Genomic DNA, 17,181 nt, shown 5'->3' on the forward strand with positions numbered 1-17,181 from the left:
AATCTATTAAGAGCACAGGTTATCAGTTCAGATGACAGAGATAACCAGTGGATGTATTGTTTACTATCCGAATTGTGGGAAGAACATGGTATTCCTGGTCTGATCAATACGTCCTTCAACCAAAAAGGTGAGCCGATAGTACACAACCCTTCAGAAGCTCTCAGAGTTGGTGCAAGAATGGGACTTGATGGAGTTGTTATTGATGGATTCTTACATTTGTACTGAAGTCCTTAATCGGGAGAACCGGCACTATTCTGTGAAAATGGAAAATCTGATTTGTTTAAATTACCACTATGATTCAAGGAGTGAAACCTTGAATGTATATCCTGCAAAGATAATAGTACAGACCACAGATGAATGTAATCTTTCATGGTATGAGTACTGGCTAAATACAAATGAAACTGTTTATCCAGATTACCCAAGCACTGTCCTTGCTATCGTAAATATGCTAGAAAACAAGTTTTATGATATATGGAATTGGCAGCTTTACAAGCAAATAAGAAAGGGTATTGGAAAAGGAATGCTTATATGGAATTGTAGAGGATTCGGTATGCTTTATGAGAAGGTCGAAGACCACCAAAGAGTCCCCGAAGGTCCTGAAAATTTTCTAAGTAAAAATTATAGAAAGAATAATGTAAATATATCGGAAATATGGTGGAGTGCAAGGATGAAGCAGTTCGATATAAATAGGGGCTGGAATAGATGATTGATTTTGACAAAATCAGAGAAGATGTTATGGAGTGGCCATGTTCTCAAGTTCTGGAGGCACAGATTTCTTTAATGGATGGTTCCCCATTATTCGATATCGAAGCTTCAAGTATTTGCAATCTTGAATGTAACTTTTGTCCACGTAGCAAGATTATTAGAAAAAATAATTTTCTTGACCCTGATCTATTTAAAGTACTGTGCAATTGGCTCCCAGAAAATGCAGTAGTTATGTTCAGTGGGTTGGGGAACCCCTTTTGAACAAAAATCTAAGCTCATACATAAAAAAACTGAAGGAAAGAGATATTTCATCTTGCATAATCACAAACGGAGTTCTGCTAACTCCAGAAAAGCAGAAAGATTTGATAGAAAGCGGGCTTGATCAAATTCAGATCAGCTACCTTACAACAAATAAAAATAGATACTCTGAAATTGTTGGGAATAAAGGGAATTTTGAAACTTTAAATTGTAATCTTCAACATCTTTTTGAGATAAGACCATCAGGTTTGAGGGTTAGACTTAACTTTCTCGATACAGATTTTAATACAAGAGATTTCCATAAAGTAAAAGAGATTGCAGATAACTGGGGTTTTGATACTTTTTATCGGAGAGAACATTCCCGTGGTGGGTCTAACCTTAAATTGGGCTACTATCATGATTCTTTTGACTCCTGCTTGAGGTGTGGTACATTTCCATCTGTTCATTTTATTACAACAGATGGAAACGTAGTTCCTTGCTGCAATGATACAAGGGCTGAGAATATCTTAGGCAACATCACATATTTTGATTACGAATCAGTAGTAAAAAATAAACTAAAAGTTATGTTGGACAAATATGAATTAAATATATGCAAAAACTGTACGGATGATTATAGATGGTATACTTTATTGAAAGTGAAGTAAGGAAACAGCTTAACTTATTTTGTTAAAAGTAGGTATACCAAAGTCCAAATCAAGTAAAACACAACTAAATAGCACTAATATAGAAAATTCAAACCATAAATTCGACTAAACTAAAGATTTACTAAATGATTATTGAAAATGTAGTAGTTAATAGCAATTCTTGAAATACTTAATCTTTAAACATGTGCAATCTTCTTTTAAAGTATTCTTGGAGTCCTTTGTCACAACAATATATATAGCAACCCTTTTGACCCCTAGTCATTAAAGTCCTATATGTGTTTTTGATGATCTCATCTGCTATTTCTTGTGCTTTCAAAGGATTCTCTTTTGCAATGGTTTTTATTCCTCTTAGTGAATAATCGGTTTTTGCTCTCATATTATAATCGGTTATAACTTGACCATCTTCATATCTTAAATCGGGACCTATAATGACACCCACATAATCAAATTCCAGTCCTTGGCATGTATGGATACACCCGGCTTCATTTATTGATTCTTTATCTATGGCCCAAGTAGAAGTATTACCCAAATTCCAACTTATATTGAAATCTCCTATATTTATATCATTAATATTAGGATCGTTTTTACTTTCTTGAACCCAATTCCAACAATAACCTGCTACTAATCTAGATTTGTTATTTTCTTTATTTTTTTCCTCGATAATATTTTTCAACTCTACTGGATCATCAAATATTAGAAAATCAAAATCAAAATCAAAACCATCATAATTTGCAGTTTTCTTAATATCAATGACATCATCTAGCCAAGCCAAGTATCCATCTGAGCCATTGCATCTAAACTGAGATTCTAATTTATAGTAATATATTTCAGCACCAGAGTTTTGTGCATGCTTCTCAATTTCACTTTTTGAACCAATATCTGTGATATACACTTTTTGATTTTCATCAATGAAAAAAACACTCAATTGAGAGGCATTTATTATTTCTTTAACCTGATTTTCACCTATATTTCTGAAAAGACCTGATTTTTCATTTAATCTATGTGCTTCATCCACCAAAAGGACAGACAAGTCATTTTCTTTTGAATTTACATATGAACCTGATCCTTTAAACAAATGATTTATTTGTCTACTATTATACCCCTCCTTTAATTTGGTAGAGTAAACATTTCGAGGAGCAGAGTTTTTTGATACATATTGAGTTACCATACCTTTGGAAATAAATTGGACTAAAAGATTTATGGCTAGTACAGACTTTCCAGTTCCTGGTCCTCCTTCTACAATCATCACTCTTTTCTTACAATCAACGTCAGATTTTTTTCCATAGAAAAGTACATCCTCATATATTACTTTTTGAGAATCAATCATAAAGAATTCTTCTTTACCTTTTAACATCTGTAATAGAACATCTTGAAGTGATTTTGAAGGACGGATTTTTCCGTTGTTTATCTCATATAGATTCTTTTTATTATCTCCTATGTTGATGTACTTTTGAATAAATTCTCTTAATTTTATTGCACCTCCTTTAAGATAAAGAGGAGCCTCTTTTACATAGTTGCAGTATGGTTCGTCTGAAATTTCTTTCTCACATTTTGTAATGAAGTTATGCAAATAAGCACATGGATAAATTGAAACTTTTCCAGTTTGAACACTCTCATTAAAATCATATATTAAATTATAATAACTAAAAATTTGGTAGCAAGGATGGGTTGTTTCGACTATACTTTTATTTATGAAAGTTTTAACAATCCCGTCTTTTTCTGCTACTTTTGTTGCACATTCCCACTGTTTTAATTCAATTATTACAACAGAACCTTCTCCATAAGAATCGTAACCTGAAATCATGAAATCAATTCTATTTGATGTAAGTGGTATCTTAAACTCAATAGCAATTCCTGCATCATCGGGAATGGTGTTTGTATCCAGAACTTTGTACATATGCTGCATAGAATTATTCCAAGCCATGTATTCTGAATAATTAATCCCACCAACTTTTAACTTATACTGGTCGTGAATTTTATCCGCGATTGAATCATTTAATACATCTTCAACAAAATCTTTTTTTATAGCTTCATAGATTATCAATGTAGTACCTCGATGCTTTAATACCTAATCTAATCATTCATAAGAGATTAAAATGTTATTAGATCTATGTTAGCATTTCATGTTATCAATTTTTTAGCATAATGGTATTCATTTTCTTTATCCATACATAAAAGCATTTGTGTGCGATTTCCTCTGTGCAATCAATGCAGATCAATGTAGCAAGTGACTCGATTTGTATCTTCTTACAGCATAAGCAATATCTGTTACTTTTTTTGTTCCTAGAAATAATGCGTGATATTTATCACCGGGAAAAGGTTCTACCATTTTTTCTAACTTGATAATATGTTTGATATCATCACCAAATTCATAAATATATTCTATGATGCTTCCTTCCAGAAGCTGAAATTCTTCTCTCTTCTTTACCACTCAAATCAGATTCAGTTGCATCCAAGCTATTTGGCTTTGAAACATTGCCTGTAAAGACATCGCTACGGTCATAATCATCATGGTTAAATGCCTCTCATATAACAATGCTATTGAAAGCTGGATTCCATATTTCCATTTTGTATCAAGATTTATATTTGGAATTTTATTCCAATCAGAATTGTGGAACTATAACCTAATTCGATAGTCTTTTGATACAAAAAATATAAAAATATCAAGACTTAGCAGGACAACTCTGTTAAAAAGCAATTAGCTGTTAAAATCTGCTAAAAATAGAAAAATATTGAAACTTCTAAGCAAGCTAAAAAAAATATCCCTCAAAAATATTATGAGGGACTTGTACGTTGATATAATATCTTACCACTCAGGCTTCATGCACCAATACACTTTCTGTATTCTTGAACTTAATGTTCACGGTTTCTCAGTAAGCAAATTGCTGAGAGTATTCCTGCAATTGCAAAAACTGCTCCAAACCCAGGTGCTTCCTCCTCTGGTGCTGGATCAACTATCGGTTCCTCTACGGGCTCCTCTTCTGGAATGTCATTTTCCCTGGTATCTTCTTCCGGTGGAAGCTCTTCAGTGGCTTCTGGATAATCGTCAGGGTCTCCAGGGAATGTCAGGGCATTGATATTTTCTATATTTGTGAATCCATCTCCATCAGAATCTAGATCTTCAATTGCTGCAAAGTCCATACCACTGTCTTGATATGCTTCACCATATGGATTCCTGGGACCTCCACCACCAGGATTGAAGTGACAGGTAATGCATGCATCAAGCTTTGTATCCTCTGTACCATAACGTTCATTGAAAGCATCCAGATATGGAGGTCTAGCTGTTGCGATAGGTGACAACAATGACGCTAAAAGCACCAATAATACTAGGACAGTTAAGTAGCTGTTAATCTTGCTCATATTAGTATCTCCATTTTATCCTAAGTTTAGCAGTTGTAAGAAATAAAATTGATCTTAGTGCTGTATTATTCGATACAAATGCAAAAAAAACTAAGAACAAATATAATTTCTCAAAAAAGAATATATAACTTCCGATTGGAGTTAATTTAGTTGTTCAAACAAATTTAAAGGTCAAATTTAACCAGGTGTGACCTCGACTAGAATAAGGTTATTTAGTTTTATTTGATAGAGGAGCTAACAATCGAACTACTACTCAATTGATCTTAGCTGAATATTTTAATTATTGGATCGAAAAGCAGCTTAATAATAGCAATTATAAGACCATATCTAATTTCTGGAACAACCCAATTGAACTGTAAAATTCATTTTCTGATAAAAATAAGTCAAATCTCAATCAAAAAGAGTGATACAACTAAATTCAGTTAATTGATATTTCAAACTCTGACATTAATACAAACAAACATAAAGGAAAGAGGACAAAACCATATTGTTCCAAGGGGATGATAAAATAAAAACAAATCAATTATTTACACTTGCGATCATTGTATTAACAGTGATCTTTGTCTCAGGTTGTGTATCTCCTGACTCAATTTCAGATTACATGGAAGAGATACAACCTTACGTTGAAGATATAGTTACAGATAATATTCATGAAGAAACACATCCTGACACCACAGTACCAACAATAAACGGGGATCTCTTAACAGTACATTTCATTGATGTTGGTCAAGGTGATTCTATCCTGATTCAAATAAATGACAAGAACATGCTGATAGATGCAGGGGATAATTGGTCTGGGGACACAGTTGTATCTTACCTAAAAGACAATGATGTTGAAGATCTGGACTTTGTAATCGCTACCCATCCACACGCTGATCACATTGGAGGTATGGTAGATGTAATTGATAATTTCAATGTCATGAGATTCATTGACTCTGGAAATCCTCATACAACAAGAACATATGAAAATATTCTCATTGCTATTGATGAGAATGATATACCTTTCAGTCTTGCAGAATCTGGCCAGACCATAGACCTTGATCCTTCAGTTACAATTGAAGTCTTGAATCCAGTAGAACCAACAGGAAACCTTAATGACGATTCAATTGTTTTGAAATTGACATATGGCGAAGTATCGTTCTTATTCACAGGTGATGCTGAGGAACGTGCAGAGAACAGAATGATCGATGAAGGATATGATATTGATAGTGACATTCTCAAAGTTGGACATCATGGTAGTAGATCGTCAACGATCCAGGAGTTTCTTGACAGTGTAAGTCCTGAAGTTTGTATTATTATGGTTGGAACAGATAACCGTTATGGACACCCTCATGAGGAGGTCATTGATAGGCTCAATCTTTTTGGATGTGAGATATATAGGACCGACCTTGATGGAAATATTATTGTCAAGACCGATGGTAGAGATTATAGTGTAGAGACACAAAACAGTGGATTAGTAATCCCAATGACAGCTATGACCTTTGCATTGACAGCAGAAGCATAGGAGGAGTTATGACACGTTTTAAGGTTTCATTTGATAGAGTGGAAGAGGATATTGCAGTACTTCTTGTGAGGGATGACGAGTCTATAAAGATCGACATTCCTTTATCTCTCCTTCCTCCGAATTCAAAAGAAGGTGATATCCTGGACATTAATATTGATAAGGATGAAAAGGAAACCGAAGATGCAAAAGAGAGAGTATCTTATTTAATAGAGAAACTTAAGAACAAATGAAGTGAAATTGTTGATTATTCAACATTCTCACATTCAGGACACGGATAATCGACCAGCTCTTCAATTAGTTCTCATTAGTTATCATTCTGTAAGACATAATTCCTTTTATTTCCTGCAAATCCGTGTTTTAAACGCAGGTTAATTATCTCTCCCTTGATGTCGAATATATATTTATAATAGGGTAGCAGCCCGAATCCCATCTCATGTTTCTTATTTGCATTTATGATTACATGTAAGCAGCATTTGTTGTATTTCTTTCCACTGCCATATTGAAATGTTATGTTGTGCTATGCTATGTTATCATTTCATGGTATCAATTTGTTAACATAATGGTCTTCATGTTCTTCATCCATACAGTACTGACATAAAAACATCTGTTTGCGTTTTTCCTCTGTGCAATCAATGCAGATCAATGTCGCAAGTGACTTGATTTGTATCTCCTTACAGGATACACAATATCGGTTATTTTTCTTGTTCCTAGAAATAATACGTGGATATTTAATATTGGGGATAGGTCTTACAATTTTCTCCAACTTGATAAAATGCTCAATATCATCACCAAATCCATAAATATATTTTAGGGTGCTGCCTTCCATAAGTTCAAGTTCTTCTATTTTCTTCGTAACACCTGTACCACTCCCATCAGGTTCAATTATACCCATGCTATTTACTTTCAAAAACGTGCCTGAAAAGAATTCGCCAACTTCCTGATCATCATAGTTAAAACCCTCTCTTATTGCACCATCAAAATCCTCAAGCGTCTGGTCACCCTGTACCTCAATACGGCGCCATGTTCCCTTTAAATACTTTAAAGCTACCTTGAAAACGTATACTTTACTTTTATTTGTGTTATAATTCAACTCATTCCTTGTATTAAACGCAATTAATTCTGCATTATCCGGATCTAGTCCGTTCCATTTAACCTTATATCCGAGCATATCAAAGATCTGTTGACCTTTAATACCATATTTCTCAATAATAATAAGAGCTTCATTATACAGATTCACCCCATTCAACTCTTCTTCAACAGCTTTTAGGGTTTTATTATTAACAAGCTGGTTTCCAATACGCAGATGATCATTGTTTTTGATTTTGGTTTTGCTATTGTTATTGAGGTTAAGAGCACTCGATAAAGCATCTAGGGTAACATTATATTTCTCAGCGATCTCATCGAGATCGATAACATTACCTTCAAAGTTAATATCAATACTTTTAAGCCTTTCAATATCCTCTGCAACCATCTTTTCTTCGAATTTTCTCAGTATATTGATAATTTCAAGGTATGGAACTTTACGGTCATAGAAAATAACATTATCCATACTGAAATCCGAACCGGAGCAGGCAAGTTTTTTATTTACAAGAAGTATTAGATCATCTTTTTCATCTTTTTCCAGCAGGTTTATCTTATGTATCTTTTTCTTCAGATATTCAGGTGTCCAGAAACCGATTATTTCAAGATAGACCTTCTTATCGTTTTTCTCCAGGGAAAAGTCAGGAATAAAAGCGTATTGTCCTGCTTTTAATACTTCAGATTCTCTTCTGACATTCCAGTCGTTAAAATTTAGTAAAGAGAACTCTTTTTCAATTGCACTATCAAAGCTCTCCATATCAGTATCCATACCAGATTTCATATCATGTTCAATCTCAAATATTGGATGACCGGAATCAAGAGTGAAATCATATATCCGATTGCCATTCATTGTCTTCTTCAAGACGCTTGCTTTTATGCTCCACTTCTTGGATCTCATGATCGTTGGTAACAGTTTTGCTAGAGAATTGCCATACCTCTCAGTCATCTTGAATAAGGAAGCAGCTCCATCAAGGTATATCGTATCATCTTCAATGGAGTACATCAATCCAAACTTCTTGATATTCCAGAAAATCTCCTGAAAATTATCATTTATCTGAATTTCCATACCAGTTGCTTTAAAAAGAAGTGTTTGTGTCAATGACATGTTATATTGTTTAAGCAGATCTTCAGGTGAAATGACATGAAAATCCTTAACTATCAGATTCTCCTCCATATCTGCCCACATATCCTTTTCGAGTTCATTTGGATCAAGGGACACCTTTTCAGAAACTCTGTTTATGACCTTCTCCCTCTCTGCAATATCAAGAACAGAACCACCACATTCCTCAAAGACCATTTTCCTGGCAATTGATGGCTCTATACTTGCATCCATTTCAATAACACATTTTCTTTTAAGTATTTGAGAAAGGCCTCTAATAAAGCGGAAATCTATCTCTTCGATCCCATCGATCTCTTCAGCTAGTTCTCCGTATGTTCTACCAATATGTTTCTGAAATATATTTATAAGAGAATCTGCTACCTCAAGTTTATTCTTATCATTCGTGGCATAAACAGGTTCGATCTTTCCTTTGTAGATTTTTGTAACAAGAAGGTCACTGGTGAGCATATTGATCATTTACCTCAGAGCTTTCTTTCTTCTGTTTGCTGTGTTCATCTCACTGGTTTCTGCAGATACTATTTCATACAGTACAGCTTTCTTTCCTTCCTTCTTTCGAAGTATCCTTCCAAGACGCTGGATAAAAGCTCTTCCACTTCCAGTTCCGCTCAGGATCACACCTACATCTGCTTCAGGGACATCTATACCTTCATCCAGAACCTTTGATGTAACAACTGTCCTATATGCTCCGGACCTGAACCTGTCAAGGATCTCATTCCGTTCCTTACTTGATGTTTTGTAGGTTATGGCCGGAATTAGGAATTCTTTTGATATTCTATATACAAGTTTGTTGTGTTCAGTGAAAACAAATAATCTGCTATATTTATGCTTTTTCAGGATATCCCGGAAATGTTCAATTTTAGATGTACTGTTAAGGGCAATATCCCGTGCTTTGTTTCTTGCAAGGAGTGCTTGCCTTGCTTTTGGATCTCTTCCACTTCGCATAACGATCTTCTGAAAATCTGATGGGCTTCTGATAATGATATTGTTTTTCTTGAGATAGTCTGCAAAAATTCCCTGATTATGCTCGTATTCCATCTGTTCTGTTTCAGTAAGATCTACTACTATCTTTTGAAGTTTAAAAGAAGATAAATGGTTCCCAGCAAGCTCTTTTACCTGTTTCTCAAATACCTTTCCGCCAATAAGCCTATTAAGCTCACTGTGGGCTCCGTCCTCTCTCTCATATGTGGCGGTAAGACCCATTCTAAAAGGTGAAGCAAACATTTCAGCTATTTGCCTGTAACCTTCTGCAGGAAGATGATGCACTTCATCAAAGATCATAAGACCGAACTTGTTTCCCAGCCTTCCAGCATGGATATACGCAGAGTCGTATGTGGAGACAGTTAATGCTTTTATTTCCTGCTTTCCACCACCAAGCATCCCTACATCTAAATTGAATTCCTCTTGTAATTTAGAACGCCACTGTTCAAGCAGATCAAGGGTTGGCACGATAATTATCGTTGGTGTGTTCAATAACGAAATTGCGTTGATACCCACGACAGTTTTACCACTCCCTGTTGGTAGTACAATAACACCACGTTTGTTATTGCGTATCCACGCATCAAGAGACTTTTTTTGATAACCTCGCAATTCCATTGTGCTATTAAGTTCAGGACATGGTACAAGGTCAAGTACATTATCGCTATAATGGATACCTGAACTATTAAGATGATCAATGATATCCTGGTAGTACAATGCCATGGCACGGAACGATCCTGAACGCTCATCCCACGAAGAGTTCGGGACCCTGGCGTTTCCCTGAATGACAATTGTACCGTGATTAAAAGAAAGATCCATCATGATTTAAAAAGAATTGGAGACTAATAAACATTGGGTATGTATCGTAAAGTAAGGGATATCGTTAGAATATAACTAAAAAACAACATCATTTGAGATGGCAGTTTGAATATAAATTCAGAAGATTTGATTCTTTCTGAGCCACTCCTCTATTTCTTTTACACCAAACTTGTAGTTTCCCATCAGCTCGTATCTCTTAGCCATGGCTTCTTAGTATCACGTCTGCAAGGGTAAGGCCGGTTCTCTTATTACCATCAAAGAATGGGTGCATTGTAACTACATTATGTAAGGCTACATCTGTGTTGACAATTATATCGTTCTTCCTTCCTGTTGCACTCGAACGCGATGTGGTTCAGAGTATCTACATTTAGCACACCGGAAGAACCACCGGTTTCTTCAATGATCTTGTCATGGAGATATCTTATTGCACCAGATGTTAGTAGATACATGGTTCTCAATTATGTTCATTTAATCTCCATGAATAGGTAGGGACTAATAAGACGCGGATATTTAGGTAACAAGAGACATATAATGCAGGTAACAGACACTTGTGCAGATTTTTGAGTAGATAGGTATCAAAAACTTTCATTTACAAGCACTTAACCTATGCTTATGGAGTTGTTGTGAACTATTCTATTAAATTAAACCAATATCCCGTATCTCATCTTGTGAGAGTGCACGATCATATAATTGAATATCATCTATAAGACCCACAAAATTTCGGCTATTAGAGCCGCTTCTATACCCTCCTATAAGTATTGGATCATCTGATCGAACCAAATCACCATTAACGCCCCTTAAACTTATAAGTAGTCCATCAATATAGATCAACATATCAGAAGACTCATGGTCATATACACCACTGACCTGGTACCACTGGTTGTTCTCTAGTGTTAGGCCTTCAACAAAGTTATTACTTGTATTTTTGGTACCTAATGCAAACTCAGCCCGGTTCATATTAGATTCCGGTATGGCCGTTGCATGATGTAAACGGTAAGTTGGTGCATTAATATCATCACTTTTTGTGATTATACCTGCCCACCTATCTCTTTCTGCAATATCAATTTCCCATTTAACATAAGCAACTATCGTGAAGGATTCTGAAAAATTAAGAGATTCTGTAGGATTGTCGATTATCACACGACTACCATCATCACCATTGAATCTAGCAGCTTTCCCAAAAAGACCGGGAACAAACTCAACTTCTCCTTCTCCTACTGGATTACCATTATTGTCACCTACAGAATCTTTAAAATCACCATCAAATGACCATCTTGCAACCAATCCACTTTGAGGATTCAGGTCACGATCAGATGAATACAGGATATCCTGGAACCTTTCATAGTGATCGTAAGGCAATGAGATCGATGTAGAAAAAAGTGCGATTGATATAGCTAATATTATCGTTACAGAAGTAATAAGGACAATACCTATCGAGGGTGCAACGCCTGAGTTCTCTTTGAAAATTCCAAATATCTTCATGTATATTCTATTAAAGTTTATTATAACTTATTATATATATCAAGGGTGGTCAGATCATATTAATGACCTACATCTAAAGAGCAAGAACTTGTCTTCGTGAACTACACCACGCCTAAGCATGGTGTAGTTCACTGTTCGGTGTAAATATATACAAAGAAGCTGCAGCAACAATGAACAGTGGGATATGTGCAATATACTAAAGACTTGCAGTACCTAATAGAGCTCCAAAGAAAGCGAATATTAATAATACTGGGTTATTAGGATTGCACAAATCATTAATAAAATATATTAAATGAATCCAACCCGGAATCATTTAAATGCAAGTAAAGCTAAAATAAAAAGAACTAAGAGATAAAAACGTAATAGACTGTAACAATAGTTCCATCAATATGATTTAAAAGTGGTGAATATTTCTGTATTAATTTATACTAAAAGTATATACAGTTGATTTTTATCAATTAATTAATGTCAATACCGTTTTTCTTACCTTTCCCGAAAATTGATTGAAATATAATATCACATAGAAATATTGTAAAGCTCAATTGATGTAATTGTATTGGCTATTAGTCTATGTTGCATTGTTATCAATAATATAAAGGAAAGGTAAGAACACGTTCATCTCTTATGACTGGTAAATTTAGTCTAAAAAGAATTTCCATCTAATTTTGAACATATACGAAATTCACCAAAATGATTTCCCATTGTTGATGACACTTAATCATCAACAATGAAAACGTCTTCTATATTTTCATTTAGGGCTCTAGATATCTTAAACGCTAAACCAAGAGAAAGGTTATATTTCCCCTTCTCTATATGTCCAATAGTCTCTCTACGGACATTAACTTTATTTGCTAGGTCTTCCTGTGTTAAATCATTTTTTGCACGTAATTCTTTGATTCGATTACTGTATTGCACATCCATTTATTATTTCCCACCTCTATCATAGATGTAGAATGAAATGACAAATGTGAGCAATGGGAATACTAGTGTAGCTGCTAATGCTCCTGCAATAACTTCCATTGAATCTGTTATTGTCATTAGAACAACCGAGGCTCCAATACATACCATGGAAATAACAAATCCATTCAATCCTGCTCTTGCAACATTCATCATTAAGAACTCATCTGTTTTACCTGCTAATGCGAAGAAGAATGAAAAGAATCCAAAGAATCCATAGAATCCTGCATTGCCTGTAGTCAATCCTAACATACCTAAAAACCCTAGAAGGCCTAATAATGCTAATGGGTTTTTACTAATTTTTTTATCTGTCATGTTCTCTATACCTCACATAATGTTTTATTTATATAACTTTATGTTATGAATAGTTAACATAGTATATATATTTATTGGATAAATGGCTGTAAGTATAAATTAATTCAGTTTATCGAGAAAAGGTATGATACACTTAAATAAAATTGAATAACTATTTGTTATCAGAAAATAATATGATACTGCAGGGAGTTGATACATATATCAAACACAAAAGAAGAGGAAGCATTTTATTATCAAGAGAATCCCGAGTATGTTAAGAGTATAGATAAAAATAAGCTCAGGTTCGTAGCACTTGCAGATGATGGTGTTTTCGATAATGCAAAACCAGTGACTGAAGAAGAGAACAAGAAAGCAAACCGTATCTGGGCCGAAATAACAGGTCAGGATGAGGATAAATAAACTCATAAGGACATTTTTAATAGAAATGGTTACCTATTTTTAAATAACAATACCGTTCCACAGAGTTTGAAAACAATATCATTGCTCAAAATAGATGTTATTCTTGAGATTAATTTATTATATTTAGATGAATGGATAGTTTATTCAACAATTGACTTAAATAAGCCCTATTTTTCTGATTAGAAATAAGGATCTTTTTTTTAGTAACAGCTCTTAGGTATTGTACCAAAAACTCTCATTTTTACTTCACCTTAATATTTCACATATTGTGGATATTGTAATAAAAAGCGATTTAAGATTACTGAAATGAAGAATTCAACTTAACCTGAATTTATTCATCTGAGTTAGAACATTTAGCTCCCTAAAACATTTTCATAATATTTATATTCTATAAGCATATAAATTTTATTTTGGTTATTAAAAAAATATTGTGTAACTTCAAATGGAATTATGGAGTTGGGGTATTGAAGTTAAACCTTGATTATGATTCTGGGGTAAATGAAAGTGAATACAGATATCAGCAGCAACTAAAAAGTCAATCAACTGATGAAAAAAGTGGTGCTGTGAATTATTCCAATGAAAAGAAAATACTTCAGAGAATTGAAGATTTATTGACCGCTATCATGGAAAAGAAAACTGATATGCAGTTTGATACTTTTTTTAATCATTTAAATGATGAACATGAGAGTTACTATAATTACGGTCTTGGTTTATTTTATTTAAAGCAAAATGACAAGAAGAGATCATTAAAACATTTTTCATTCTCATACGAACAGTTCAAAGCTATTGATAAATATGTCAGTGCATCAATTGCATGCTCGAAGAGCATTGAACAAAATCCTAAAAATGGTGAACTCCATAGGAGGATTGCAGAGATGCATCATAAATATGGTGCTAAGAAAGAAGCACTTGACTCGTATCTTGAAGCTATAGAAATATACAAGGAAAAAAGAGATTGGTCAAAAGTAAAAAATCTATGTAATATCGCAGAATCGATTGATCCAAATAATCCTCTAATTAGTGAGATGTATGGGTATGCCTACCAGAACACTGCCGGAAAAAAGGCTGAAGCTATAAACTACTATGAAAAAGCAAAGCAGATATATCTTAAATGTGGACAGAAAAAAGAGTCTGAAAGGTGTAACAAAACAATAGATGAGATGATGTCAAGTTCGCAGGTTCAAGAACTTGATATTCCATATTTCACATCATATAAGAGAGATAATATTAATACAGTAGCTATAAGTGACGGCATACCTGTTGATGAATGGATAAACAGTAATCATACCAGTTCAAATGTATTAAAATTAGCCGAATCTGATGATATGCTGTTGGATTATGATATTTATAAAGTGGATAGATCTATATGTCTGACCTTGGAAAGGACCAATGGAAGTTATAAACAATCATATTCAAAACTTGAGAATTTTTTCTTAAACCTCTTTTTCGAGATGCTTAGTCTAAGGCAAGAGTCCTTTAATGATAGTAACAAGGATTTCAAGCATGATGAATACTGTACCGTGAAATCAGAATTTCTTGAGTTTAAGCGAATAATAAATCAGGCGTTAGGTCAAGCTTACATGGACCAGAACTCTAGCTCTATTGGCACTATCTATACCACACCTGCACTCTCTTTATTGAAGAAACTGCTCAAATCAATTGATCCTGACCTTAATGAGGTACAGTTGGAATATATTGAACAAGCTAAACACATTGCTGTTCCAGGGAGTGCCTTATTTTTCTTAGAACTGTTCACTCAACTAAAAAGAAAGGATATTATTTTAAAGCTACAGAGGTACACCAATGATTATGGTTATGATGAGATATCAGGTTTGATTGATATACCCTTACTCCTTCTCAAGCCATGGGACCATCAGTTTGAAGCTTTCAAAGCATGGAAGAACAATCGATCAACAGGAATAGTTGAAATGGCTACTGCAACTGGTAAGACTGTAGTAGGGTTCATGGCAATAGAACACTTAGTGAACACAAACCAAACTAATAGAAAAATAATTGTCCGGATAATAGCAAGTTCTACAGCTATACTGAACCAATGGAGACGTGAACTCATAGAGAAGATGGGACTAATGGCAGACCCGAAATTAGATTACAATTCCAGTATAATCTGCAAAGGTGCTCATATTTATTTCCAAACAGTTCATATTGTTATGAAAAGACCTGAGAGTTATGGTTGTGATCTTTTGATAGTGGATGAAGTACACCATTTTGCTGCGGAATCTTTCAGAAACGCTTTAAAGGTCCCTACACCAAGGAAAATGGGTCTTTCAGCTACAATTGAAGGTAAAACTAAACTAGATTATCTGGTTAAATATCTGGGCCCCATAATTTACAGGTTTGATCTCGAAAGTGCAATTCGAGCTGATATACTCCCCAAGTTCGAGTGGAAATTGAATGTGGTATACCTTTCAGTAACAGAAGAAGAGGAATTCGAACAAATCTCAAAAAAGATATTATTATTATTCAACCATGTTTCAACGGATTATGCTACTATCAGGAAAATAAGTAAATCTGAGGTCACTATCACTAATTTATATCATTTTGTAAGATTAACTGAAATTGCTAGATATAAGAAAATAGGATTGCCAGATGAATGGAAGGCACTACAGGCTAAATTACAGGAAAGAAGGTGGATCATCCATAGGTCACAACCTAAGATCAACAAGGCAATTGAACTTGCTTCTTATTATCTGGAACTAAAAAAGAAAATCATCCTTTTTGTCATGGACATTAATACTTGTGATCTGGTGGCCAGTGAACTAGAAAAGAAATACTCGAATGTTTATGTAGCTCATTCCAAAATGAAGGATGCTAATAGAAGCATACTAGAGTTCAAAAGGTCAGCATCTGGGATACTCATTGGTGCTAAGATGCTTGATGAAGGTATTGATATACCCGATGCAGAGATTGGGATAAATGTATCCTCTACTGAATCCAAACTACAGCTTGTGCAGAGGCTAGGCAGAGTATTAAGGAAAAAAGATAATAAAAATCCGATATTCCATCATTTCATAGGATTACCTTCAACTGGTTCTTATGTGAATTATGAGGATAATATCAAGTTTATGGAAGAACTCTCTAATATCCAAGATATCGCTCTTCATTTAGGTGTTGAGACGGAGATGAATTACGAGACTGACCAGCTCCTGGATGTTCATAACAGTGCAGAAACAATGGTTCATGAAAATAATTTTGGTGAGAAGGTAGGTACTTTATATTTAGGCAATATTCTAAAACAATTTAATGAAAAAGTAGTTCATGAAACTATACTGAGACGGTTAGAACTTCTTGATCCAAATAAAAAGATATCAGATGAGAAGTGGAGACAAATCGTTCGAGAAGCGTTTGGAATCAAAGATGAACTGTATTTGAACGTGCCGGGGTACTGGTGGATACTTGTCATTGGAGATAGGAACGCTAAAAAGATATCACAGTTGTTAAAAAGTAAGTGTTAGTTGATGAAGAATAGTTAGAACCAACAATCGATTTGATTGGTATTTGGAATAGGTGATTTCTTGCTCGTTACCAAACAAGTAACTCCAAAA

18 protein-coding genes are annotated in these 17,181 nt (G+C 34.4%); 8 read left to right on the forward strand and 10 right to left on the reverse strand.

The features are described from left to right. Positions 1 to 51 precede the first annotated feature (51 nt). Genes J2T59_RS03270 through J2T59_RS03285 form a run of 4 tightly spaced genes read left to right on the forward strand, consistent with a single transcriptional unit; the run spans position 52 to position 1,607 of the window. Positions 52 to 225 carry a carbamoyltransferase C-terminal domain-containing protein gene (locus J2T59_RS03270; RefSeq protein WP_259133911.1) on the forward strand — a complete coding sequence of 58 codons (174 nt, stop codon included), beginning with the start codon at positions 52 to 54 and terminating at the stop codon, positions 223 to 225. Next, positions 203 to 706 (forward strand): hypothetical protein, encoded by a 504-nt coding sequence (locus J2T59_RS03275; RefSeq protein WP_259133913.1) that lies wholly within the window; start codon positions 203 to 205, stop codon positions 704 to 706. Before J2T59_RS03270 ends, J2T59_RS03275 begins: the two co-directional genes overlap by 23 nt. Then, positions 703 to 966: a hypothetical protein gene (locus tag J2T59_RS03280; protein ID WP_259133916.1), complete on the forward strand. Its 264-nt coding sequence runs from the start codon at positions 703 to 705 to the stop codon at positions 964 to 966. Before J2T59_RS03275 ends, J2T59_RS03280 begins: the two co-directional genes overlap by 4 nt. Continuing rightward, entirely contained in the window at positions 963 to 1,607 is a 645-nt protein-coding gene (locus J2T59_RS03285; protein ID WP_259133920.1) for a radical SAM/SPASM domain-containing protein, read from the forward strand. The genes J2T59_RS03280 and J2T59_RS03285 overlap by 4 nt, the downstream gene beginning before the upstream one ends. 169 nt (positions 1,608 to 1,776) lie before the next feature. On the opposite strand, the gene J2T59_RS03290 is transcribed toward J2T59_RS03285, so the two are convergent. From J2T59_RS03290 to J2T59_RS03300, 3 genes are all read right to left on the reverse strand, one after another. Further along, positions 1,777 to 3,651 carry a DUF2075 domain-containing protein gene (locus J2T59_RS03290; RefSeq protein WP_259133922.1) on the reverse strand — a complete coding sequence of 625 codons (1,875 nt, stop codon included), beginning with the start codon at positions 3,649 to 3,651 and terminating at the stop codon, positions 1,777 to 1,779. 171 nt (positions 3,652 to 3,822) lie between these two features. Beyond that, on the reverse strand, positions 3,823 to 4,038 hold the full coding sequence (locus J2T59_RS03295; protein WP_259133923.1) for a plasmid pRiA4b ORF-3 family protein: 216 nt from the start codon (positions 4,036 to 4,038) through the stop codon (positions 3,823 to 3,825). A gap of 422 nt (positions 4,039 to 4,460) precedes the next feature. After that, entirely contained in the window at positions 4,461 to 4,967 is a 507-nt protein-coding gene (locus tag J2T59_RS03300) for a PGF-CTERM sorting domain-containing protein (RefSeq protein WP_259133924.1), read from the reverse strand. A gap of 487 nt (positions 4,968 to 5,454) precedes the next feature. On the opposite strand from J2T59_RS03300, the gene J2T59_RS03305 reads away from it, so the two are divergent. After that, positions 5,455 to 6,471 (forward strand): ComEC/Rec2 family competence protein, encoded by a 1,017-nt coding sequence (locus tag J2T59_RS03305; RefSeq protein ID WP_259133925.1) that lies wholly within the window; start codon positions 5,455 to 5,457, stop codon positions 6,469 to 6,471. A gap of 8 nt (positions 6,472 to 6,479) precedes the next feature. Further along, a complete protein-coding gene (locus tag J2T59_RS03310) occupies positions 6,480 to 6,701 on the forward strand; it encodes a DUF3006 domain-containing protein (RefSeq protein ID WP_259133926.1) in 222 nt (73 codons plus the stop codon). 305 nt (positions 6,702 to 7,006) lie between these two features. Here J2T59_RS03310 and J2T59_RS03315 read toward each other — a convergent pair whose 3' ends face one another. From J2T59_RS03315 to J2T59_RS03340, 7 genes are all read right to left on the reverse strand, one after another. Then, entirely contained in the window at positions 7,007 to 9,127 is a 2,121-nt protein-coding gene (locus J2T59_RS03315; RefSeq protein ID WP_259133927.1) for a DUF790 family protein, read from the reverse strand. After that, positions 9,128 to 10,468: a DEAD/DEAH box helicase family protein gene (locus tag J2T59_RS03320; protein WP_259133929.1), complete on the reverse strand. Its 1,341-nt coding sequence runs from the start codon at positions 10,466 to 10,468 to the stop codon at positions 9,128 to 9,130. Positions 10,469 to 10,661: 193 nt separating this feature from the next. Beyond that, the gene (locus J2T59_RS10215) at positions 10,662 to 10,736 is read right to left on the reverse strand and encodes a Fic family protein (protein ID WP_374761071.1); all 75 of its coding nucleotides are present in this window, start codon (positions 10,734 to 10,736) and stop codon (positions 10,662 to 10,664) included. Between the two features lie 10 nt (positions 10,737 to 10,746). After that, the gene (locus tag J2T59_RS03325; protein WP_259133931.1) at positions 10,747 to 10,923 is read right to left on the reverse strand and encodes a hypothetical protein; all 177 of its coding nucleotides are present in this window, start codon (positions 10,921 to 10,923) and stop codon (positions 10,747 to 10,749) included. Between the two features lie 178 nt (positions 10,924 to 11,101). Further along, the gene (locus J2T59_RS03330; RefSeq protein WP_259133933.1) at positions 11,102 to 11,947 is read right to left on the reverse strand and encodes a LamG-like jellyroll fold domain-containing protein; all 846 of its coding nucleotides are present in this window, start codon (positions 11,945 to 11,947) and stop codon (positions 11,102 to 11,104) included. A gap of 714 nt (positions 11,948 to 12,661) precedes the next feature. Then, entirely contained in the window at positions 12,662 to 12,868 is a 207-nt protein-coding gene (locus J2T59_RS03335; RefSeq protein ID WP_259133935.1) for a helix-turn-helix transcriptional regulator, read from the reverse strand. Between the two features lie 3 nt (positions 12,869 to 12,871). Next, positions 12,872 to 13,219, reverse strand: a complete 348-nt coding sequence (locus J2T59_RS03340; RefSeq protein WP_259133936.1) for a DUF3796 domain-containing protein — start codon at positions 13,217 to 13,219, stop codon at positions 12,872 to 12,874. Positions 13,220 to 13,408: 189 nt separating this feature from the next. Between J2T59_RS03340 and J2T59_RS03345 the strand changes: the two genes are divergently transcribed. Further along, positions 13,409 to 13,618, forward strand: a complete 210-nt coding sequence (locus tag J2T59_RS03345; RefSeq protein WP_259133937.1) for a hypothetical protein — start codon at positions 13,409 to 13,411, stop codon at positions 13,616 to 13,618. A gap of 464 nt (positions 13,619 to 14,082) precedes the next feature. Beyond that, on the forward strand, positions 14,083 to 17,091 hold the full coding sequence (locus J2T59_RS03350) for a DEAD/DEAH box helicase family protein (protein ID WP_259133938.1): 3,009 nt from the start codon (positions 14,083 to 14,085) through the stop codon (positions 17,089 to 17,091). Positions 17,092 to 17,181: the final 90 nt, after the last annotated feature.

The organism is Methanosalsum natronophilum, from assembly GCF_024808815.1.
GTDB lineage: Archaea > Halobacteriota > Methanosarcinia > Methanosarcinales > Methanosarcinaceae > Methanosalsum > Methanosalsum natronophilum.